The sequence below is a fragment of the Pseudomonas sp. RA_15y_Pfl1_P11 genome (genome assembly GCF_963970975.1).
In the GTDB taxonomy this organism is placed as follows: domain Bacteria; phylum Pseudomonadota; class Gammaproteobacteria; order Pseudomonadales; family Pseudomonadaceae; genus Aquipseudomonas; species Aquipseudomonas tritici.
The window spans coordinates 148,822-169,799 of record NZ_CAXAOY010000007.1; the positions used below are offsets into that span (position 1 = coordinate 148,822).

19 protein-coding genes are annotated in these 20,978 nt (G+C 60.0%); 11 read left to right on the forward strand and 8 right to left on the reverse strand.

Annotated features, from left to right (window positions below):
• Positions 1 to 99: 99 nt before the first annotated feature.
• From dgcA to AACY44_RS11420, 3 genes are read right to left on the reverse strand one after another with little or no spacing between them, the layout of a single operon-like run.
• Positions 100 to 2,160 carry a dimethylglycine demethylation protein DgcA gene (gene dgcA, locus AACY44_RS11410; RefSeq protein ID WP_339436931.1) on the reverse strand — a complete coding sequence of 687 codons (2,061 nt, stop codon included), beginning with the start codon at positions 2,158 to 2,160 and terminating at the stop codon, positions 100 to 102.
• A 15-nt stretch (positions 2,161 to 2,175) separates the two neighbouring features.
• Positions 2,176 to 2,706 carry a DUF5943 domain-containing protein gene (locus AACY44_RS11415; RefSeq protein WP_128874052.1) on the reverse strand — a complete coding sequence of 177 codons (531 nt, stop codon included), beginning with the start codon at positions 2,704 to 2,706 and terminating at the stop codon, positions 2,176 to 2,178.
• Between the two features lie 55 nt (positions 2,707 to 2,761).
• Entirely contained in the window at positions 2,762 to 3,739 is a 978-nt protein-coding gene (locus AACY44_RS11420) for a dipeptidase (protein WP_015886257.1), read from the reverse strand.
• Positions 3,740 to 3,958: 219 nt separating this feature from the next.
• On the opposite strand from AACY44_RS11420, the gene AACY44_RS11425 reads away from it, so the two are divergent.
• Both AACY44_RS11425 and AACY44_RS11430 read left to right on the forward strand, forming a co-directional pair.
• Positions 3,959 to 4,360 carry a lysozyme inhibitor LprI family protein gene (locus AACY44_RS11425; protein WP_339415337.1) on the forward strand — a complete coding sequence of 134 codons (402 nt, stop codon included), beginning with the start codon at positions 3,959 to 3,961 and terminating at the stop codon, positions 4,358 to 4,360.
• A 41-nt stretch (positions 4,361 to 4,401) separates the two neighbouring features.
• Positions 4,402 to 4,818 (forward strand): DUF3010 family protein, encoded by a 417-nt coding sequence (locus AACY44_RS11430; RefSeq protein ID WP_339415336.1) that lies wholly within the window; start codon positions 4,402 to 4,404, stop codon positions 4,816 to 4,818.
• A 62-nt stretch (positions 4,819 to 4,880) separates the two neighbouring features.
• On the opposite strand, the gene AACY44_RS11435 is transcribed toward AACY44_RS11430, so the two are convergent.
• Entirely contained in the window at positions 4,881 to 6,059 is a 1,179-nt protein-coding gene (locus tag AACY44_RS11435) for a hypothetical protein (protein ID WP_339427668.1), read from the reverse strand.
• A gap of 68 nt (positions 6,060 to 6,127) precedes the next feature.
• Positions 6,128 to 7,072 carry a GlxA family transcriptional regulator gene (locus AACY44_RS11440; RefSeq protein ID WP_339415334.1) on the reverse strand — a complete coding sequence of 315 codons (945 nt, stop codon included), beginning with the start codon at positions 7,070 to 7,072 and terminating at the stop codon, positions 6,128 to 6,130.
• A gap of 209 nt (positions 7,073 to 7,281) precedes the next feature.
• Here AACY44_RS11440 and AACY44_RS11445 point away from each other — a divergent pair, with 209 nt between their 5' ends.
• From AACY44_RS11445 to AACY44_RS11465, 5 genes are all read left to right on the forward strand, one after another.
• Entirely contained in the window at positions 7,282 to 8,226 is a 945-nt protein-coding gene (locus AACY44_RS11445; RefSeq protein ID WP_339427667.1) for a choline ABC transporter substrate-binding protein, read from the forward strand.
• Between the two features lie 73 nt (positions 8,227 to 8,299).
• Positions 8,300 to 9,187 (forward strand): 3-keto-5-aminohexanoate cleavage protein, encoded by an 888-nt coding sequence (locus AACY44_RS11450; protein ID WP_339530296.1) that lies wholly within the window; start codon positions 8,300 to 8,302, stop codon positions 9,185 to 9,187.
• Between the two features lie 145 nt (positions 9,188 to 9,332).
• Positions 9,333 to 10,298, forward strand: a complete 966-nt coding sequence (locus AACY44_RS11455; RefSeq protein ID WP_339415331.1) for an L-carnitine dehydrogenase — start codon at positions 9,333 to 9,335, stop codon at positions 10,296 to 10,298.
• Positions 10,299 to 10,337: 39 nt separating this feature from the next.
• Positions 10,338 to 10,814 carry a thioesterase family protein gene (locus AACY44_RS11460; RefSeq protein WP_339415330.1) on the forward strand — a complete coding sequence of 159 codons (477 nt, stop codon included), beginning with the start codon at positions 10,338 to 10,340 and terminating at the stop codon, positions 10,812 to 10,814.
• Positions 10,815 to 11,070: 256 nt separating this feature from the next.
• Entirely contained in the window at positions 11,071 to 11,334 is a 264-nt protein-coding gene (locus AACY44_RS11465) for a hypothetical protein (protein WP_065871872.1), read from the forward strand.
• A 95-nt stretch (positions 11,335 to 11,429) separates the two neighbouring features.
• Here AACY44_RS11465 and AACY44_RS11470 read toward each other — a convergent pair whose 3' ends face one another.
• Positions 11,430 to 12,533, reverse strand: coding sequence for a GlxA family transcriptional regulator (locus AACY44_RS11470; RefSeq protein ID WP_339530298.1), 1,104 nt, complete (start codon positions 12,531 to 12,533; stop codon positions 11,430 to 11,432).
• A 515-nt stretch (positions 12,534 to 13,048) separates the two neighbouring features.
• On the reverse strand, positions 13,049 to 14,425 hold the full coding sequence (locus AACY44_RS11475) for an L-serine ammonia-lyase (RefSeq protein WP_339530300.1): 1,377 nt from the start codon (positions 14,423 to 14,425) through the stop codon (positions 13,049 to 13,051).
• A gap of 415 nt (positions 14,426 to 14,840) precedes the next feature.
• Here AACY44_RS11475 and AACY44_RS11480 point away from each other — a divergent pair, with 415 nt between their 5' ends.
• The 3 genes from AACY44_RS11480 (at position 14,841) to choV (ending at position 17,879) form a co-directional block, all read left to right on the forward strand.
• Positions 14,841 to 15,788 (forward strand): choline ABC transporter substrate-binding protein, encoded by a 948-nt coding sequence (locus AACY44_RS11480; RefSeq protein WP_339530302.1) that lies wholly within the window; start codon positions 14,841 to 14,843, stop codon positions 15,786 to 15,788.
• A 70-nt stretch (positions 15,789 to 15,858) separates the two neighbouring features.
• Complete coding sequence (gene choW / locus AACY44_RS11485; protein WP_339415326.1) at positions 15,859 to 16,704, forward strand: choline ABC transporter permease subunit; 846 nt, start codon at positions 15,859 to 15,861, stop codon at positions 16,702 to 16,704.
• Positions 16,701 to 17,879 carry a choline ABC transporter ATP-binding protein gene (choV, locus tag AACY44_RS11490; RefSeq protein WP_339415325.1) on the forward strand — a complete coding sequence of 393 codons (1,179 nt, stop codon included), beginning with the start codon at positions 16,701 to 16,703 and terminating at the stop codon, positions 17,877 to 17,879. Before choW ends, choV begins: the two co-directional genes overlap by 4 nt.
• A gap of 73 nt (positions 17,880 to 17,952) precedes the next feature.
• On the opposite strand, the gene AACY44_RS11495 is transcribed toward choV, so the two are convergent.
• A complete protein-coding gene (locus AACY44_RS11495; RefSeq protein ID WP_339415459.1) occupies positions 17,953 to 19,887 on the reverse strand; it encodes a BCCT family transporter in 1,935 nt (644 codons plus the stop codon).
• A 389-nt stretch (positions 19,888 to 20,276) separates the two neighbouring features.
• Here AACY44_RS11495 and betI point away from each other — a divergent pair, with 389 nt between their 5' ends.
• Positions 20,277 to 20,870 (forward strand): transcriptional regulator BetI, encoded by a 594-nt coding sequence (betI, locus tag AACY44_RS11500; protein ID WP_339415324.1) that lies wholly within the window; start codon positions 20,277 to 20,279, stop codon positions 20,868 to 20,870.
• Positions 20,871 to 20,978: the final 108 nt, after the last annotated feature.

Genomic DNA, 20,978 nt, shown 5'->3' on the forward strand with positions numbered 1-20,978 from the left:
GTGACCTCAAGCGGCAAGTTTCAAGCTACAAGCGGCAAGTCAAAGCCGGTCAACCACTGCTCTTTCTTGCTGCTTGAAGCTTATGGCTTGCGACTGTTCTTAAAAATCCTTGCACAGGCGCAGGGCGTCGTAGATCGCAGCGTGAGTATTTCGCTGCGCCACACAATCACCAATGCGGAACAGCAAGTAGCCCTCGCCCGCCTCGCTCAGGCACGGCTGCGGCTGGATCGCGAACAAGGCTTCAACATCGATCTGGCCTTTGTTACGCGATCCTTCCTTGAGCCCGTAGTAAAGGGCTTCATCCGGACGCACGCCGTTTTCCACCACCACCTGGTCCACCACCCGTTCCTCTTTGGCGCCGGTGTACTCGTTCTCTAGCACCGCTACCAGCTTGTCGCCTTCGCGGTAGACCTTTTCCAGCATCATGTCGCCGGTCATGATCACTTCCTTGGGGTACATGCTGCGGTAGTAGGTCGGGAATGACGTACCGCCGATGGCCACGCCGGGCTTGATGTCGTCAGTGACGATCTCGACCTGGCAGCCTTTGTCCGCCAGGAAATCGGCCACCGACATGCCGGTGAATTCGCAGATGGTGTCGTACACCAGCACGTTCTTGCCCGGTGCCACCTTGCCGTCGAGCACGTCCCAGCTGCTCACTACCAGGCCTTCGGCCGCGCCCCAGTGTTCGTTCTGTTCGATAAACGGATGCCCGCCCACCGCCAGCACCACCACGTCCGGACGCAGGTCGAGGATGGTCTCGGCATCAGCGGCCACGCCCAGGCGCAAATCGACTTTCAAACGTGCCAATTCCAGCTGGAACCAGCGGGTGATGCCAGCGATCTGGTCACGTTGCGGCGCTTTCGAGGCGGTGGTGATCTGCCCGCCGATAAATTCTTTCTTTTCCAACAGGGTCACGTCGTGGCCACGTTCAGCGGCAACGCGCGCGGCTTCCATCCCCGCCGGGCCGGCACCCACTACCACGACTTTGCGCTTGGGCCCGATGGACTTCTCGATGATGTGCGGCACGCCCATGTATTCACGGGAGGTCGCGGCGTTCTGGATGCACAGTACATCCAGGCCCTGGTACTGGCGGTCGATGCAGTAGTTGGCGCCGACGCACTGCTTGATCTGGTCGATCTGGCCCATCTTGATCTTGGCGATCAGGTGCGGGTCGGCGATGTGCGCACGGGTCATGCCGACCATGTCCACATAACCGCCTTCGAGGATGCGCGTGGCCTGGTTCGGGTCCTTGATGTTCTGCGCGTGCAGCACCGGGACCTTGACCACTTCCTTGATCCCGGCGGCCAAGTGCAGGAACGGCTCCGGTGGATAACTCATGTTGGGGATAACGTTGGCCAGGGTGTTGTGGGTGTCGCACCCCGACCCCACCACGCCGATGAAATCGAGCATGCCGGTGTCGTCGTAATACTTGGCGATCTGCTTCATGTCCTCATGGGACAAGCCGTCCGGGTGGAATTCGTCACCGCACAGGCGCATGCCCACGCAGAAGTCGTCACCGACCTCGGCACGCACGGCTTTCAGGACTTCCAGGCCGAACTTCATGCGGCCTTCAAAGGTGCCACCCCATTCGTCGGAACGTTTGTTGACCCGTGGGCTCCAGAACTGGTCGATCATGTGCTGGTGCACGGCGGACAGTTCCACGCCGTCTAGGCCACCGGCCTTGGCACGACGCGCGGCCTGGGCGTAGTTGCCGATCACGCGCCAGATTTCTTCCGGTTCGATGGTCTTGCAGGTAGCGCGGTGCACCGGCTCCCGCACGCCGGACGGCGACATCAGGGTCGGCCAGTTGAAGCCGTCCCAACGCGAGCGACGGCCCATGTGGGTAATCTGGATCATGATCTTGGCGCCATGCTTGTGCATGGCATCAGCCAGGTTCTGGAAGTGCGGGATGATGCGGTCGGTGGACAGGTTTACCGAGCTCCACCACTCCTGCGGGCTGTCGATGGCCACCACTGAGGAGCCGCCGCAGATCGCCAGGCCGATGCCGCCCTTGGCTTTCTCTTCGTAATACTTCACATAGCGGTCAGTCGTCATCCCGCCGTCGGTGGCATACACCTCGGCGTGGGCGGTACTGAGCACGCGGTTGCGGATGGTCAGTTTGCCGATCTGGATCGGCGCAAACATTGCTTCGAAAGCCATGGCACGGTCCTCGGTTTACAACGGCTTGACGGTGAACAGGCCGTCATCGTGGCCCTCTTCGGAGCCTCCGTAGACTTGTTCGGCGACGGTGCGGATTTGGCTGCCACGCGCCTGCAGAATCTGGTCCATGGCACCGGCAAACCAGCCGGTGAACATGTAGTCGACCTTGCGTCCGACCTTGCCGTACACGTAGACAAACGCCGAGTGCTCAAGCTTGACGCTGGCTGTGCCTTTGTCGAGGTCGATGTCCTGGATCTTGAACAGGCCCCAGCCGCGCTGCGACAGGCGCTTCATGTAGTGTTCGAACACTGCGACGCCTTCCAGGCCGTGGCATTCGGCTTCTTTTTCACACCAGTGCCAGGCGGACTTGTAGCCGGCTTTGTAAAGGATGTCGGCGTAGGCGTCAGCGCCGAGGACTTCTTCGATACCCATGTGGTTGTTGACGAAGAAATGGCGCGGCACGTACAGCATCGGCAGGGCGTCGGAGGTCCAGACACCGGTTTCGCTGTCGACTTCGATAGGCAATTGCGGGGCGATCTTGGCCATGGAAACTTAACTCCAGAAAATTCGTTGTGTTGATGTTCCGCGACAGTGCGGTGGCTTATTCGCCCCAGACGTCCTTGAGGACGTTGACCCAGTTCTCACCCATGATCTTGCGCACCACACGCTCAGGGTGACCGCGCTTGAGCAGGGTTTCGGTGAGGTTGGGGAACTCGCCCACGGTGCGGATGCCCAGCGGGTTGATGATCTTGCCGAAGCTGGTCAGGCGGCGGGCGTAGCCCTTGTCATGGGTCAGCATTTCGAAGAAATCCTGGCCATGGCCCTGGGTGAAGTCGGTGCCGATGCCGATAGCGTCTTCGCCGACGATGTTCATGGTGTATTCGATGGCTTCGGCGTAGTCGTCGATGGTCGAATCGATGCCCTTGGCCAGGAACGGCGCGAACATGGTCACGCCGACAAAACCGCCGTGGTCGGCGATGAACTTGAGCTCTTCATCGGACTTGTTGCGCGGGTGCTCTTTAAGGCCGGACGGCAGGCAGTGGGAGTAGCACACCGGCTTTTTCGATTCGAGGATAACTTCTTCGGAGGTTTTGGAGCCCACGTGGGACAGGTCGCACATGATGCCGACGCGGTTCATCTCACCGACGACCTCACGACCAAAGCCCGACAGGCCGCCATCACGCTCGTAGCAGCCGGTGCCGACGAGGTTCTGGGTGTTGTAGCACATCTGCACCACCCCAACGCCCAGCTGCTTGAAGATCTCGACGTAGCCAAGCTGGTCTTCGAAGGCATGGGCGTTCTGGAAGCCGAAAATGATGCCGGTCTTGCCCTGCTCCTTGGCTTTGCGGATATCGGCGGTGGTTTTCACCGGGATCACCAGGTCGCTGTTCTCACGGATCAGGGTCTGGCTGGCCACGATGTTGTTAATGGTGGCCTGGAAGCCTTCCCATACCGACACCGTGCAGTTGGCAGCGGTGAGGCCACCTTTGCGCATGTCCTCGAACAGGTCGCGGTTCCACTTGGCAATAATAAGCCCGTCGATAACGATGCTGTCGGCGTGCAATTCGGCTGGGCTCATCAGGCGTCCCCTTATTTGGCGATTCATGCGCCGAATCGTCTGCCGGCGCTTTGGGCCAGCATATGCCCAGGGGCCGACAGAGCTGGGTGCAAAAACGACAGGGGAATTGCCGAAAGCGTCAATCCGCGACAAAGGCTGTTAAGAGAGGTCTGACTGGCGGCTGTTATTTGTCTCACGCTTGAGCCAGAATTCCCGCATCACCTGATATGAGACGGCGCAATGAAATCGATTTTCCTGGCTTTGGCACTCATCGCAACCGGCGTCCACGCGGCCGAAGACACCGACAGCACGCCGTGCGACGGCATCGAAAACGACACGCAAACCCTGGAATGCGCCACGTACAATAAAACCACCGCCGTTCAGTTGCTCAAGGATAACTATCAGAGCCTGTTGGAACGCATGGCTTCGACCTATGGCAGCGACAAGACCACGCTGGCGGACATTACCGCTCGTCTGAAGGATGCCCAGCAGAAGTGGGAAAAGTTACGCGACGCCGATTGCGCCGTGGACACCTTCCCGGCGGTGAACGGCACGAAGGCGTACGCCATTGCACAGAATGACTGCCTGGCGCGGATGAGTGATGAGCGGTCGGAGTTTCTGGAGTCGATCGGGCAGGAATAAGCAACAATCCCCGTCACTTTCCTTCTGAAACAAGGCTATTCATGAAGACTTGCGGCATCGAAATCAAAGGCAGCGAAGCCATCATCGCCGTCGCCTCCCTGGACAACCAAGCGCTGACTCACGTCGCCCTGGCCACGAAAAAAATCGCCCTGGAAGACGACGATGAAGCGGCCAACGTCAAAGCCTTCGCCGCTCAGGTGAAGGCGTTTGTGCAGGCAAACGCTATCGAACGTATCGCGATCAAGAAGCGCAGCAAGAAAGGCGAATTCGCCGGTGGCCCGACCACGTTCAAGATTGAAGGGGTGCTTCAGTTGCTGGAGGGTGTTGAGGTGACGCTGTTGTCGCCGCAGACCCTCAATGCGCAGAACAAGAAGCACACCTTTGATCTGCCGGCGACACTGAACAAGTATCAGCATGAGGCGTACAAGGCGGCGTGCTCGGCACTGGTCAAGAAATAAGCCACACCCTATATCAATGTGGGAGCTGGCTTGCCTGCTCCCACATGTGATCAGCGTTTGATTCAGTTAAGAGCTCGGCGCCGGTGCTGCAGCCAATCCCCGAAGGATTTGTCTTCCAGCGCATAACCGCCCCGGCTCGACTTCCATACCAGCTCTTTATCGCGCAAGGCATCGATACAGGCCTGAATGGTCTGGGTGCCCGGCACTACGTCGCTGCCCATGCCTTCCAACGCCTTGCTGACGGCCGTGAGGGTGCTGTCGGTAAACGGCGCGAACGGTTCGTTGTTCTGTGAGCGCTCCACCATCACGTCCAGCACCGCACGCTGGGGAATGGTGAGGGCGTTCCAGGCACTTTCGAATTCGGTCCAAACGCCGGCGCGCAGCAGTTCGGCGCGACTGTGCAGCAGTTGGCCGAGATTGCTCGCCTCCCCCAGTTCCAATGCCACTTCACCAATGATGGTGCGCAACATTTCCGGGCGACGGCCCACTAGCTCAAACGCTTCATCGATGTCGGCAGCATTGAACTGGTTGGTCTTGGCCAGAAGGCCGTTGAGGTACACGGTGTAGGCCTGTGTGAATGCTTTGCCCAGCAGTGGAAATGGGGTGATGCTGGACCCGAAAAACGGCTGGCTTTTACCTAATACCAGATGGGCAAGCTTGTCGCGATTGGACCCCGTGAACACCAGGCGCAACCCGCTGCCCTCGCCTTCACGACCTTGGTTGAGCTGGTCCCGGGCGGCCTTGAGGGCAAACATCGCGTTAACACCGGCTTCGGTGGTGAGCGCGTGCTGGGCTTCGTCGATCACCAGCACGACGGTTTTCTCGGCAGCGCTGTGAAGCAACTCCAGCGCTTGCGTCAGTGTCGCGCCTGCAGGCAATTGCGGCTTGGTGAAATCCCAGGACAAGGTGCGCAGGAAGCTGAGCTTTTCGATGCCGATATTTTTGGCCAGTTTGCGGATGCCCTTTTCAAAGGGCACCAGGGCACCGGCGATGGCACTGGAGATCAGGTCGGCGGGGTCTTTTTCCTTGTCGGCCCACAGGTCGACATACACCGCCAGCCAACCACGCGCCAGGCATTCAGGAACAAGGTCCTCACGTAAAAAAGTGCTTTTGCCCGTGCGACGCGGCGCCGCGAGAAACAGGCCGGAGGTGAAATCCTGAATACCGGCCCCCACAAGGCCATCGGCAATGCTGCTTGCCAGGTCGGGGCGGCGGAACACAAAGCCGCTGTTCTTGGACATGCTTTTATACTCAATTATGGAAAGGACTATAAATTATAGTCACGAGTATAATTGACTATAATCAGCCGTCAAACCACCTCCCGTCGCCGGTCCTCCCTTGGGCATTTCGCAAACCGTGCCCGATAACTCCGCGTGAAATACGACGGTGATTCAAACCCGCAGGCGATGCTCACTTCCAGCACACTCAGATCGCTCTGGCGCAGTAATTGCCGGGCTTTTTCCAAGCGCAGGCCGAGGTAGAAGTTGCTCGGGGTGTCGTTCAAATGCAGGCGAAACAGGCGCTCCAGCTGACGCCGCGTTACGTTGATCGCGTCGGCCAGCGCCAATGTGCTCAGGGGCGGCTCGGTGTGTTGCTCCATCTCGCCGATCACTTGCACCAGTTTTTTGTTGTTGATGCCGTAGCGCGTGGCGATCTGCATGCGCTGGTGGTCTTTGCGTGGGCGGATACGGCCGAGCACGAATTGTTCGGAAACCTGGATCGCCAGCTCCGAGCCATGAGCCTGGGCGATCAGGTCGAGCATCAGGTCGATGGAAGCGGTGCCGCCCGCGCAGGTGATGCGACGGCGGTCGATTTCGAAGAGTTCCTGGGTCACTGTGAGCTGCGGGTAGGATTCCTTGAAAGCGTCGATGGCTTCCCAGTGCAGGGTCAGCCGGTGGCCATCGAGCAGGCCTGCTTCAGCCAGCACGCAGGCGCCGGTGTCGATGGCGCCGAGGGTCACGCCGTCATGGTCGAGGCGGCGCAGCCAGTGTTCCAGCGCGGGAGTGGCGAACTGCAAGGGTTCAAAGCCCGCCACCACCAACAATGTCGCGCCTTTTTTCAGCGGTTCCAACGCGGCGTCGGCGTTGACCGACATGCCATTGCTCGCCAGCACCGCGCCGCCATCGGCACTCAACACGTGCCAGCGGTACAGCTCGCCACGAAAGCGGTTGGCCACCCGCAGCGGCTCCAGCGCGGAGATAAAGCCAATGGCCGAAAAGCCCGGCATCAGCAGAAAGTAGAAATCCTGGGACATGGTGGCGCTCTCGTCGGACGGGCAGCGTGGCACTGTGATACTCCCGTTCACGGGCGGATTCAAGGGGGGCAGGTCGCTGCAGTGCAAGAGCGGGTCGCCGCCGTGCGTTTTGTCGCCCCCAAAGCGACGTAACGTAAAACCCGCACCATCAGCCTCACGGCGCACAAAGACGCCGGCCCCCACAATAACGACCTGCCGAGGGATCCACCATGAACCGACTGATCAGCCGCTGCGTGCTCGCAGTCAGCGCCAGCGCCATCTTGAGCACCCACGTAATGGCCGCCGATGCGGCGTCCTGCCAGAACGTGCGCATGGGTGTGGTGAACTGGACCGATGTAATCGCCACCAGCGCCATGACCCAAGTGTTGCTCGACGGCCTCGGCTACAAGACCAAACAGACCAGTGCATCGCAGCAAATCATCTTCGCCGGCATCCGCGACCAACGCCTGGATATGTTCCTGGGCTACTGGAACCCACTGATGACCCAGACCATCACCCCATTCATCGACGCCAAGCAAGTCAAGGTCCTCGACAAACCAAGCCTGGAAGACGCGCGCGCCACCCTCGCCGTGCCGACCTACCTGGCGGACAAGGGCCTGAAAACCTTCGCCGACATCGCCACATTCGAAAAAGAACTGGGCGGCAAGATCTACGGCATCGAGCCCGGCTCGGGCGCCAACACGCAGATCAAGGCGATGATCGCCAAGAACCAGTTCGGCCTGGGCAAGTTCCAACTGGTGGAATCGAGTGAAGCCGGCATGCTCGCCGCCGTGGACCGGGCGGTTCGCCGCAAGGAGGCGGTGGTGTTCTTTGGCTGGGCGCCGCACCCGATGAACGTCAACGTCGCCATGACTTACCTCACCGGCAGCGACGACGCCCTGGGCCCGAACGAAGGCATGGCGACCGTGTGGACCGTGACCGCGCCAACCTACGCCGAGCAGTGCCCCAATGTGCACAAACTGCTGACCAACCTGACCTTCACCGCCGCCGACGAGAGCCGGATGATGCAGCCGTTGCTGGATCACAAGGACGCCCTCGAGTCCGCCAAACAGTGGCTCAAGGATCACCCGCAAGACCAGGCTCGTTGGCTGGAAGGTGTGACCACCTTCGATGGCAAACCGGCTGCGGCCAACCTGCAATTGACCAGCAAGTAACCCCTTTTCAATCACCGTTTCGCAGCCACAAGCGGCTGCGAACGGCATCACTACGCCTGTAAGGAACCGCCCCATGAACCACGACGTCATCATCACCTGCGCACTCACCGGTGCTGGCGACACGACCAGCAGAAGCCCGCACGTGCCGGTCACCCCCAAGCAAATCGCCGCCGCAGCGGTGGAAGCCGCCAAGGCCGGCGCCACCGTGGTGCACTGCCACGTGCGCGACCCCGAGACCGGCAAGTTCAGCCGTGACGTGGCCCTGTACCGCGAATTGATGGAACGCATCCGTGAGGCCGACATCGACATCATCGTCAACCTCACCGCCGGCATGGGCGGCGACCTGGAGATCGGTGGCGGCGAGCACCCGATGGCGTTCGGCCCTAACACCGACCTGGTCGGCCCGCTGACCCGCCTGGCCCATGTGGAAGAGCTGCTGCCGGAGATCTGCACCCTGGACTGCGGCACCCTGAACTTCGGCGATGGCGACACCATTTACGTGTCCACCCCGGCGCAACTAAGGGCTGGTGCCAAGCGCATCCAAGCGCTGGGCGTTAAGCCCGAACTGGAAATTTTCGACACCGGTCACCTGTGGTTTGCCAAGCAGATGATCAAGGAAGGCCTGCTCGATAATCCGCTGTTCCAACTGTGCCTGGGCATTCCCTGGGGCGCGCCGGCCGACACCACCACCATGAAAGCCATGGTCGACAACCTGCCCGCCGACGCGGTATGGGCCGGTTTCGGCATCGGTCGCATGCAAATGCCAATGGCCGCGCAAGCGGTGCTGCTGGGCGGCAACGTGAGGGTAGGCCTGGAGGACAACCTGTGGCTGGACAAAGGCGTGCTCGCCACCAACGGGCAACTGGTGGAGCGCGCGAGTGAAATTCTCAGCCGGTTGGGTGCTCGGGTCATGACCCCGACGGAAGGCCGAATCAAGATGGGCCTGACCAAACGCGGCTGACTCCCTGCCGAAACCGGATCAAAAATGTGGGAGCGGGCTTGCTCGCGAAAGCGGTGGGTCAGTACCCAATGCATCAACGGACACACCGCCTTCGCGAGCAAGCCCGCTCCCACAGGGGATCATCGAATTTTTCAGGAATTTGCCAATGCGCTTTATCACCGAAATCAAAACCTTCGCCGCCCTCGGCAGCGGTGTTATCGGCAGCGGCTGGGTGTCCCGCGCCCTGGCCCACGGCCTGGATGTAATCGCCTGGGACCCGGCGCCCGGTGCCGAAGCCGCCCTGCGCAAGCGCGTCGCCAACGCCTGGGACGCCCTTGAGAAACAAGGCCTGGCATCGGGCGCGTCCCAGGACCGCCTGCGCTTTGTCGACACTATCGAAGCGTGCGTGAAAGACGCCGACTTCATCCAGGAAAGCGCCCCGGAACGCCTGGCGCTGAAGCTGGAGTTACACAGCAAGATCAGCGCGGCAGCCAAGCCAAATGCGCTGATTGGCTCAAGCACCTCCGGCCTGTTGCCAAGCGAGTTCTACGAGCGCTCGACTCACCCTGAGCGTTGCGTGGTCGGCCACCCGTTCAACCCGGTTTACCTGTTGCCGCTGGTGGAAGTCGTCGGCGGCAAGAACACTGCGCCAGAGGCCATTCAGGCGGCAATCAAGGTGTATGAATCCCTCGGCATGCGGCCCTTGCATGTGCGCAAGGAAGTGCCTGGGTTTATCGCTGACCGTCTGCTGGAAGCGCTGTGGCGTGAGGCGCTGCACCTGGTCAATGACGGCGTGGCCACCACGGGCGAAATCGATGACGCCATCCGCTTTGGCGCGGGGCTACGATGGTCGTTCATGGGTACCTTCCTGACCTACACCCTGGCGGGTGGCGATGCCGGCATGCGGCACTTCATGGCGCAGTTCGGCCCGGCGTTGCAACTGCCGTGGACTTACCTGCCGGCGCCGGAACTGACCGACAAGCTGATTGACGATGTGGTGGACGGCACCAGCGATCAGCTGGGAAAACACAGCATATCTGCGCTGGAGCGCTATCGTGATGATTGCCTGCTGGCGGTGCTGGAAGCCGTGAAAACCACCAAGGCCAAGCACGGTATGAGCTTCACTGAATAAACCACAATTTTGACCGCGTACAAATTCGGAATTTATGTGATGCCTGCCCTGACCACCTACACCACAAACATCCTCCCCGACTGGGTGGATTACAACGGCCACCTGCGCGACGCGTTCTACCTGCTGATCTTCAGCTACGCCACCGACGCGCTGATGGACACACTGGGCCTTACCCGTGAAAGCCGCGAAGCCAGCGGTCACTCACTGTTCACCCTGGAGTTGCACCTGAACTACCTGCACGAGGTGAAACTGGGGGCCGAGGTCGAGGTGCATACCCAACTGATCGCCCATGACGCCAAGCGCCTGCATCTTTATCACAGCCTGCACTTGGTGGGTGATGCGAAGGAACTGGCGGGCAACGAGCAAATGCTGCTGCACGTGGACCTCGCCGGCCCGCATTCGGCGCCATTCACCGAGGCCACGCGGGGGAAACTTGCGGCCATCCACGCCGAGCAGACCGACCTGGCCCGCCCCGCCCTCCTCGGCCGCCTCATAGGGTTACCCACGCCAAAATGAACAGCCAAAAAAAGCCCCGATCAAGCCGTGACAAGATCGGGGCAGAGTGCTTTGTGTGGGCCTTACATCCCGAGGGTGACCAAACCTTCAAGTCGCTTGCCTGGCAGTCAATGTACCCATTACTGCTGTCGGTAAACGGCTCGAAAACGACCTGTTCATAGCCATCTGAGGCATTCGTTGATTCTGCCCTTGCCGACCGGCTGATGGCCTACCAGAATCCACGTCAGATCCCGCTCCCTACACCAGGATAAACGTCATGATGCACGCGGACTTGATTGACCAGGATGACCTGCTGGGCCAACTGCGCTCATTGGGCTTTGAAGTGTCCAGCGGTGCCACCGCCGAGCAGGCCTGCGAGTGCGCGGTGCGTGGCTTGAGCCCGGCGCGGGCCAAGGCACTCAAGGGCATGGTTGAGCAGATGTACACCGGTAGCGCGACGATCTTGCCGGCGGTGAGGCAGGCGATCGACAAGCAGTTGTTGCCGGCTTTGGTTCAGTTCAAGCAGAACTCGGGCACCTGATAGCCCGCATTTGCGAGCAAGCCCGCTCCCACATTTGACCTTGTTCACAGATCAAAATGTTGGAGCGGGCTTGCCTGCGATAGAGGCAACGCGTTCTAGAGCGTTACGCTGGCGAAAGTCGACTCGTTACGCGCCTGGCTCAACGCCGACATCGTCCCCGACAACGGTGACAGCACCAGCGCCTGCGGAATCGGCATCATCGCCACCTGTTGGGCGGTGTTGGAACCAACGCGCTCATCCCGTGGCGGAATGCCGAAGTATTCGCGGTAGCACTTGGAAAAGTGCGGCGTCGACACAAACCCGCACACCGACGCCACTTCGATGATCGACATCGGCGTTTGCTTGAGCAACTGCCGTGCGCGGATCAGGCGCAGCTTGAGGTAGTAGCGCGACGGTGAGCAGTGCAGGTACTTCTGGAACAACCGCTCCAACTGGCGACGGGACACGGCGACGTATACCGCCAGTTCATCCAGGTCGATCGGCTCTTCCAGGTTGGCTTCCATCAGCGCGACAATTTCCTGCAGCTTCGGCTGGTTGGTGCCGAGCATGTGCTTGAGTGGCACACGCTGGTGATCCTGCTCATTGCGGATGCGTTCGTACACAAACATCTCAGAGATCGCGGCCGACAGTTCACGGCCGTGATCGCGGCTGATCAGGTGCAGCATCATGTCCAGCGGGGCGGTGCCGCCGGAGCTGGTGAAACGGTTGCGGTCGAGGGTGAACAGGCGTGTGCTCATGCCCACGCGTGGGAAGGCTTCCTGCATCGAGGCCAGGCATTCCCAGTGCACGCTGCAATCAAAGCCGTCGAGCAAACCGGCGCAGGCCAGGGCCCAACTGCCAGTGCACACCGCGCCCAGGCGACGGGACTGGCGCGCCTGGCTTTGCAGCCACGACACATGTTCACGGGTAACGGTGCGCTGGATACCCACGCCGCCGCACACGATCACCGTGTCCAGGGCCGGGGCTTTATGCATGGAGGCGTCGGGCGTGATTTGCAGACCGTCGCTGGCCCACACCTGGTTTCCGTCGACACTCAGGGTCGTCCAGCGATACAGCTCGCGGCCGGAGAGCTGGTTGGCCATGCGCAGGGGTTCGACTGCGGACGCCAGGGAAATCAGCGTGAAATTGTCCAGCAGCAAAAAGCCGATGGATTGAGGCGCACGGTTCTGGGGTTGGGCCCCTGAGTTGAACGACGTCATCGCGGTATCTCCTCACACAAAGCGGGTGATGGCCTCAGGCGAGGCTCTTGTTATCGCGCTCTTCATCCCTGCCTGTAAAAAACGGAGCGAGAGGCTTTGAATAGATAGAGCAAATGCCATGCCTAAAATTGAATGACCGTCCAATAACTCCTAAAAACGACCTCATGATGTGTCTAAATAAGCCCACGCAGCACGTACGGATATAGCCGGAATTAGTCGTAGGAGCGAGCCTGCTCAAGGGCTGTGAGCAGTTCGGTAGCACTTGTGGGAAGGCGCTTTGCGGGTGTGGGAAACGTCTGTCACCACAAGCACGGGTGACGGGTGGTCAGGCGCGGAATCGTTTGGCGGCCACTTATCTGTTTGCGACGCGCTAAAAGGTGGCGCTTTTGGTTCGGGGTGTTCACTTTATGCGCAGTATTGCTTGAACTACCGCTATCGCGGGCAAGCCCGGCTCCCACAGGGGAACGCATTCCAAAGGTGGGAGCTGGCTTGCCTGCGATAGCAGTGTCACTGACTCAACATTCCACAGCACTCACCGCCAACCCACCCCGCGACGTCTCTTTGTACTTGTCATGCATATCCGCCCCGGTGTCGCGCATGGTGCGGATCACCCGGTCCAGCGAGATAAAGTGCTGCCCATCACCGCGCAAAGCCATCTGCGCGGCGTTGATCGCCTTCACCGCGGCAATCGCATTGCGCTCGATGCACGGCACTTGTACCAGCCCGCCCACCGGGTCGCAGGTGAGGCCGAGGTTATGTTCCAGGCCGATTTCGGCCGCATTGCACAGTTGCTCCGGCGTGGCGCCGAGGATCTCGGCCAACCCGGCGGCGGCCATCGCGCAGGCCGAGCCCACTTCGCCCTGGCAGCCCACTTCGGCACCGGAAATCGAGGCGTTCTTCTTGCACAGGATCCCCACCGCCGCCGCGCCGAGCAGGTAGTCGACCACGTTGGCCTCGGTGACTGCCTCGCTGAACTTCATAAAGTAGTGCAGCACCGCCGGGATGATCCCCGCCGCGCCGTTGGTGGGTGCGGTGACCATGCGCCCACCAGCGGCGTTCTCCTCGTTCACCGCCAGGGCGAACAGGTTCACCCACTCCATGGCGCTCAAGGTCGAGCCGATAACGTTCGGCTTACCCAACTCTTGCAGGCTGCGATGCAACTTGGCGGCACGTCGGCGCACGTTCAGGCCGCCAGGCAGGATGCCTTCGTGCTTGAGGCCCTGCTCCACGCAATCCTGCATGGCGCGCCAGAGTTTCATCAGGCCGCTGCGGATTTCTTCTTCAGAGCGCCAGACTTTTTCGTTAGCCAGCATCAACTCGGCGACGCGCAGATTGTGGGTCTTGCACAACTGCAGCAGCTCCACCGCGCTGGAAAACTCGTAAGGCAACTCGGTACGATCCATATCGGCCACGCCGCTGTGCGCCTGGGCTTCATCCACGACAAAACCGCCACCTACTGAATAGTAGGTATCACGGTGCAGTTCGCCGTTATCGCCGTGCACCACCAGGGTCATGGCGTTGGGATGGAACGGCAGGTTTTCGTCGAGCAGGCGCATGTCCCGCGCCCATACAAACGGCACCGGCAAACGCCCGTCCAGCAACAGGGTGTCGGTCTCGCGCAGGGTGTGAATACGGCTACCGATTTGCGACGGGTCAATTGCGTCCGGCCACTCGCCCATCAGGCCCATGATGGTCGCGGTATCGCTGCCGTGGCCGATGCCAGTGGCGGACAATGAGCCATACAACTGAACTTTGACGCGCCTGACTTGTTCCAACAGATCACGTTCACGCAATGCTTGGACGAACAACGCCGCGGCGCGCATGGGGCCGACGGTGTGAGAACTCGAAGGCCCGATGCCGATCTTGAACAGGTCGAAAACGCTGATAGCCATTGCCGTGAAACTCCTCGGTGAGCAGGCTAGGCATGAACAAGCTGCTACGCTCAGATCGCCCAGATGGCGGCATCATCAAGCTTTTATCCGCCCTCACGGCGTCTCACACCGACGTAACCATGCTCACCAACGCCGCCCTCGTGCGATCAGGCGTTTTGGCCGTTTTTAGCGGTGCAGATCGGTAAAAACTGCGGTTTTGCCACTGGAAAAATCTGTAAGCGACGTTACCGACACTGGATGCGACCATCCCTGTACTGGATACGACGCCCCCTGTAGGCGTCAGATTTTCACTGGTACATGATCAGTCCCGACTCGTTTGCAAGGCACCGTGCCTGCGCTTCATCGCACGCCCCAACCGCAACACTTATAAAGCGCGGCGAATGCCGCCAGAAAAAAGACACAGGAGTCTACCCCGATGAAAGGTTCACCCTCGTTGTTGTTGGCCGCCATGCTGAGTCTGCCAGTCTTGGCGAACGCTGCAGAACCGGAACAGTGCCATACCGTTAACTTCTCCGATGTCGGCTGGACCGACATTACCGTCACTACCGCGACCACCAGCGAAATCCTCAAGGGCTTGGGCTACACGCCGCGCACCACGATGATTTCGGTACCGGTGACTTACAAGTCGCTGGCCGACGGCAAGAACATGGACATCTTCCTCGGCAACTGGATGCCGACCATGGAAAACGACATCAAGCAGTACCGTGATGCCGGCACCGTGGAAACCGTGCGCGCCAACCTGGAGAACGCCAAATACACCCTCGCGGTCCCGGAAACGCTGTACAACAAGGGCCTTAAAGACTTCGCCGACATCGTCAAATTCAAGGATGAACTGGGCGGCAAGATCTACGGTATCGAGCCGGGCAACGACGGTAACCGCACCATCAAGACGCTGATCGACAAAGACGCCTTCGGCCTGAAAACCGCCGGTTTCAAAGTGGTTGAGTCCAGTGAAGCCGGGATGCTCTCGCAAGTGGAACGCGCCACCAGGCGGAACCAGGCCATCGTGTTCCTTGGCTGGGAACCGCACCCGATGAACACCCGCTTCAAGATGAAGTACCTGACTGGCGGTGACGATTCGTTCGGCCCCAACTACGGCCAGGCCACCATCTACACCAACGTGCGCAAGGGTTACACGCAGGAATGCAGCAACGTTGGCCAGTTGCTGAAAAACCTGTCGTTCACCCTGAACATGGAAAGCACCCTGATGGGTAATGTCCTGGACGACAAGATGAAACCCGACGCCGCCGCGAAAGCCTGGCTGAAGAAAAACCCTCAAGTACTCGACACCTGGCTCGCCGGTGTCACCACCGTTGATGGCAAACCTGGGCTCGACGCCGTGAAAGCCTACCTCGCCAAATAGCAACCGCTGACCCCGGGGCGGTGCGCTGCCCCGGGATGTTTTCCCTCTTCGCATGTGGACATTCACTACCATGCTGACTGAACATAAAATCCCACTAGGCCAGTACATCGCTGCCTTCGTCGATTGGTTGACCCAACACGGTGCCAACTACTTCGACGCAATCGCATCGACCCTGGAAACGATGATCCAAGGCGTGACGTTTGCGCTGACCTGGTTCAATCCGCTGGCATTGATCGGTCTGGTTGCGCTACTCGCTCACTTTATTCAACGCAAATGGGGCCTGACGGTATTTGTCATTGCCTCCTTCCTGCTGATCCTGAACCTCGGGTACTGGCAGGAAACCATGGAGACCCTGGCGCAAGTGCTGTTCGCCACCCTGGTCTGCGTGGTCATCGGTGTGCCGCTGGGCATTGTTGCCGCGCACAAACCGCTGTTCTACACCCTGATGCGGCCGGTGCTCGATCTGATGCAGACCGTACCGACCTTCGTCTACCTCATCCCTACCCTGACCCTCTTCGGGCTGGGTGTGGTGCCTGGGCTTATTTCCACGGTGGTGTTCGCGATTGCCGCGCCGATCCGCCTGACCTACCTGGGTATCCGAGACGTACCGCAAGAGTTGATGGACGCCGGCAAGGCCTTTGGCTGCTCGCGCCGTCAGTTGCTCTCGCGCATTGAACTGCCCCATGCCATGCCGAGCATTGCCGCCGGCATTACCCAATGCATCATGCTGTCGTTGTCGATGGTGGTGATCGCGGCCCTGGTGGGCGCCGACGGCCTCGGCAAACCGGTGGTCAACGCACTCAACACCGCGGACATTGCCCTGGGCTTTGAAGCCGGCCTGGCAATCGTATTGCTGGCGATCATGCTCGACCGTATCTGCAAACAACCCGACGCTAAAGTAGGGGGTGATGCATGAGCATTATCCGATTCGACAATGTCGACGTGATTTTCTCCAAAGACCCACGCGAAGCGCTCAAGCTGCTGGACCAGGGCATGAGCCGTAACGAGATCCTGAAAAAGACCGGGCAAATTGTTGGCGTCGAGAACGCCAGCCTGGATGTAGAGAAAGGCGAAATCTGCGTGCTGATGGGCCTGTCAGGCTCCGGCAAGTCGAGCTTGCTGCGTTGCATCAACGGCCTCAATACCGTGAGCCGTGGCCAGTTGTTCGTGGAGCATGAGGGTCACCAGATCGACATCGCATCCTGCACACCCGCCGAACTGAAGATGATGCGCACCAAACGCATCGCCATGGTGTTCCAGAAGTTTGCCCTGATGCCCTGGCTGACCGTGCGCGAGAACATCAGCTTTGGCCTTGAAATGCAGGGCCGCCCGGAAAAAGACCGGCGCAAGCTGGTGGATGAAAAACTGGAGCTGGTGGGCCTGAGCCAATGGCGCAACAAGAAGCCCGACGAGCTGTCCGGCGGCATGCAGCAGCGCGTCGGCCTGGCCCGCGCGCTGGCGATGGACGCCGACATTTTGTTGATGGACGAACCCTTCTCCGCCCTCGACCCGCTGATCCGTCAAGGCCTGCAAGATGAATTGCTGGAGCTGCAACGCAAACTGAACAAGACCATTGTGTTCGTGAGCCACGACCTCGATGAGGCGCTCAAACTGGGCAGCCGGATCGCGATCATGAAAGACGGCAAGATCGTCCAGTACAGCGTGCCGGAAGAGATCGTGCTGAACCCGGCCGATGACTACGTGCGCACCTTCGTCGCGCATACCAACCCGCTCAACGTGCTGTGCGGCCGCAGCCTGATGCGCACCCTGGACAACTGCACGCGCGTGAACGGATCGGTGTGTCTCGACCCAGGCGACGACTCGTGGCTGGACCTGGCCGAAGGTAACACCATCAAGGGCGCGCGCCAGAATGGCGTGGGGATGAACCTGCAGAACTGGGCACCTGGGCAGACATTGGAAGGTCTGGGCCGGCTGCCGACACTGGTGGACTCCAATATCGGCATGCGCGATGCGTTGCACATTCGGTATCACACCGGCAATAAATTGGTGCTGCATGACAACAACCAAGTGGTGGGAATACTCGGAGACACCGAGCTTTACCATGCCTTGCTAGGCAAGAACCTGGGCTAACCACGGCGTAACCAAATGGAGGTATTTAGGCATTAACCAAGCGGCGCCATCGAGGGCGCCGCCTGCTCAATCATCAGCTATAGACCCGGCCAAGGAGCTGCCGATGGCTTTTAAACTGATCGAGCACGTCCCGGGTAATCTGTTCTGGGGCGAAGCCCATCAGGTCGTATTCCTGAGGCCCGTTGTACAGGTAAACCTCGGCGCGGTAGTAACGGGTACGCTCTTCCTCGGGCAGGTCATTGGGTGCCGACGAGTAAGCATCCAGGCTCACCTCATAGACAAACGGGTTGTCTTCTTCCATCTCTACACGCACACCAATGCAGCGTTTGGACTTGCCAAGCAAGGTCTGCACTTGCAGCCCTTGGTTACGCAACGTAAGCGCCGCTTCTTCCAGCGCAGGCGTGACGCGCTTGTCCATAAAACGTTGCACGGTGCCCTGGCTCGGTTGCAGGTCCAGCGCGGTCAAACGCGCGCTGAAACCATGGCGGCCACGCTCGGCCAATTGCGCCTGCTCCTGTTCCATCGCCACGTCCTGGCGCATGGCTTTGTGCAGACCGAACATAAACAGGATCAGCACCACCGAGAACGGCAGCCCCGCCAGCACCACCATGGTCTGCATGGCTTCAAAGTTGCCGGCAAACAGCAGGCCGATGGTCACCAGGGTGATCACCGCCGACCAGAAGACCCGCAACCAGTGCGGCGCGTCTTCGTCCACATTGCCGCCTTTGCAGGAAAGGTTGGCCATCATCACCGCGCCAGAATCCGCCGGGGTCAGGAACAGCACAAAGCCCACAAAGATCGACACTCCGATGACGATTTTCGACGCAGGGTAATGCTCAAGCAGTTGGTAGATAGCCATCGACGGCTGTTCCAGCGCCGTCTTGCCCAGTTCTACCGCACCGTGGTTCAGCACCAGGTCCAGCGCCGAGTTGCCGAAGATCGACAGCCACGCCAGGGTGAAGCCCAGCGGGATCAGCAACACGCCGGCGACCAGTTCACGTACCGTGCGACCACGGGAAATACGCGCGATGAACATGCCCACGAATGGCGCCCAGGAAATCCACCAGGCCCAGTAGAACAGGGTCCACAGGCCCATCCAGCGCTCGGTCTTGTCGGCGTCGCCTTGGTACACGTAGAGGTCGAAGGTTTTCAGGATGATGCCGTTGAGATAATCACCGGTGTTCTGCACCAGGCCGTTGAGCAAATGCAGGGTCGGACCGAACAGCAGCACGAAGATCAGCAACCCGCTGAACAGCACGATGTTGAGGTTGGACAGGCGGCGAATGCCGTTCTCCACACCCGACACAGCAGCAATGGTTGCCACGGTGCTCATCACGACGATCACGATCAGCAAGTTGGTGTTGCTGTGCTGCATGCCGAACAGGTTTTCCAACCCGGACGACACCTGCATCGCGCCGATCCCCAGGTTGGTCACCAGGCCGAGCAGGGTCACGAACATACCGAAACCGTCCACCGCGTGGCCGGCCGCGCCTTTCACCCAACGCTCGCCCACCAGCGGGTACAGCGCCGAGCGCAAGGCCAGCGGCTGGTTGTGACGGTAGGCAAAGTACGCCACGGCCAGGCCGACCAGGGCATAGATTGCCCAGCCATGCAGGCCCCAATGCAAGAAGGTCAATTGCAACGCCTGGCGAGCGGCGCCATTGCTCGCTGCTGCGCCTTCAGGCGGGTTGAAGTAGTGGTCGAGCGGCTCCGAAGCGCCGAAATACAGCAGCGAGATGCCGATACCCGACGAGAACAACATGCCGGCCCAGGCGCCGTAGCTGAAGTCCGGAGTGTCGTCCTTGCTGCCCAGTTTCAACTTGCCAAAGGACGAAAACGCCAGGCCGACCACAAACACCAGGTAGGCGGCGATGACCACCATGTAATACCAGCCGAAGCTTTTCGACAGCCAGGCTTGGGCGATGCCAAGCATGCGCCCGGCCTCTTGCGGGGCGATGATCAGGATGGCAGTCAACAACAGAATCAGCGCGGTGGAGGTGTAGAACACCCAACCGTTGACCCTGACCTTTTCCGGCGGGGTCTTTATAAGAGAGGCAGAACTCATGGCGCAGATGCTCCGGGCAGTGCGAGAGAGAAACACAAGGCAACGGTTATCCCGGAACATCGATTTTTCGGCAGTCGACGGACGGGTGTTATAAAGACACCCCGAAAATCCTTGTGCCCCGCCGAGGCGGTGCCAGGCCCCTATATGGCCCGTTTCAGGGGTTTTCGCAGGTGTCAGATGTCGCCGCCCATTTGTAGGGAATGCCTATAGGCAGCGACCATTTGTCGCAGAGCTTATTCTTTGTTGATTGAACGTTCAATCAAAACAAAATAGACTGGCCACCAAGTCGACGAACGTTCATCGCCCGTCGCAGGCCTAAGGAGAGGTTCTACATGCCCAAGGTCGGTATGCAACCCATACGCCGCCAGCAGTTGATCGAAGCCACGCTGGCGGCGATCGATCAGGTCGGAATGGGAGATGCCAGCATTGCGCTGATCGCCCGTTTGGCCGGCGTCTCGAACGGCATCATCAGTCACTACTTCAAGGACAAGAACGGCCTTATTGCAGCGACGATGCGCTATTTGATGAACGCGCTGATCGAGAACGTCCACGAACGCAGGCTTGCGCTGAAGGACGACAGTCCACGGGCGCACCTTCGGGTGATTATCGAGGGCAACTTCGACGCCAGCCAGGTCAACGGACCGGCAATGAAAACCTGGCTGGCCTTCTGGGCCACCAGCATGCATCACCCGTCATTGCACAGGTTGCAGCGGATCAACGATCAACGTCTGTATTCCAACCTGTGCTGCCAGTTCCGCCGAGTGCTGCCGCTGCCGCACGCACGCAAAGCAGCCAGAGGCCTGGCAGCCCTGATCGACGGTTTGTGGTTGCGCGGCGCCCTGTCGGGAGACGCTTTCGACACGGAGCAGGCGCAACGGATCGCTTACGAATACATGGATTTCCAATTGGCCAAGCAGGTGAGTTAGAGCATACGTAACCGCTCAACCCCTGAACTGTTGCCGCTCAGTGTTGCCACACCCTTATGGCTCACTTTTCGGCGGTTAACGCCAACCACTTATGCACTTGCGAGGACT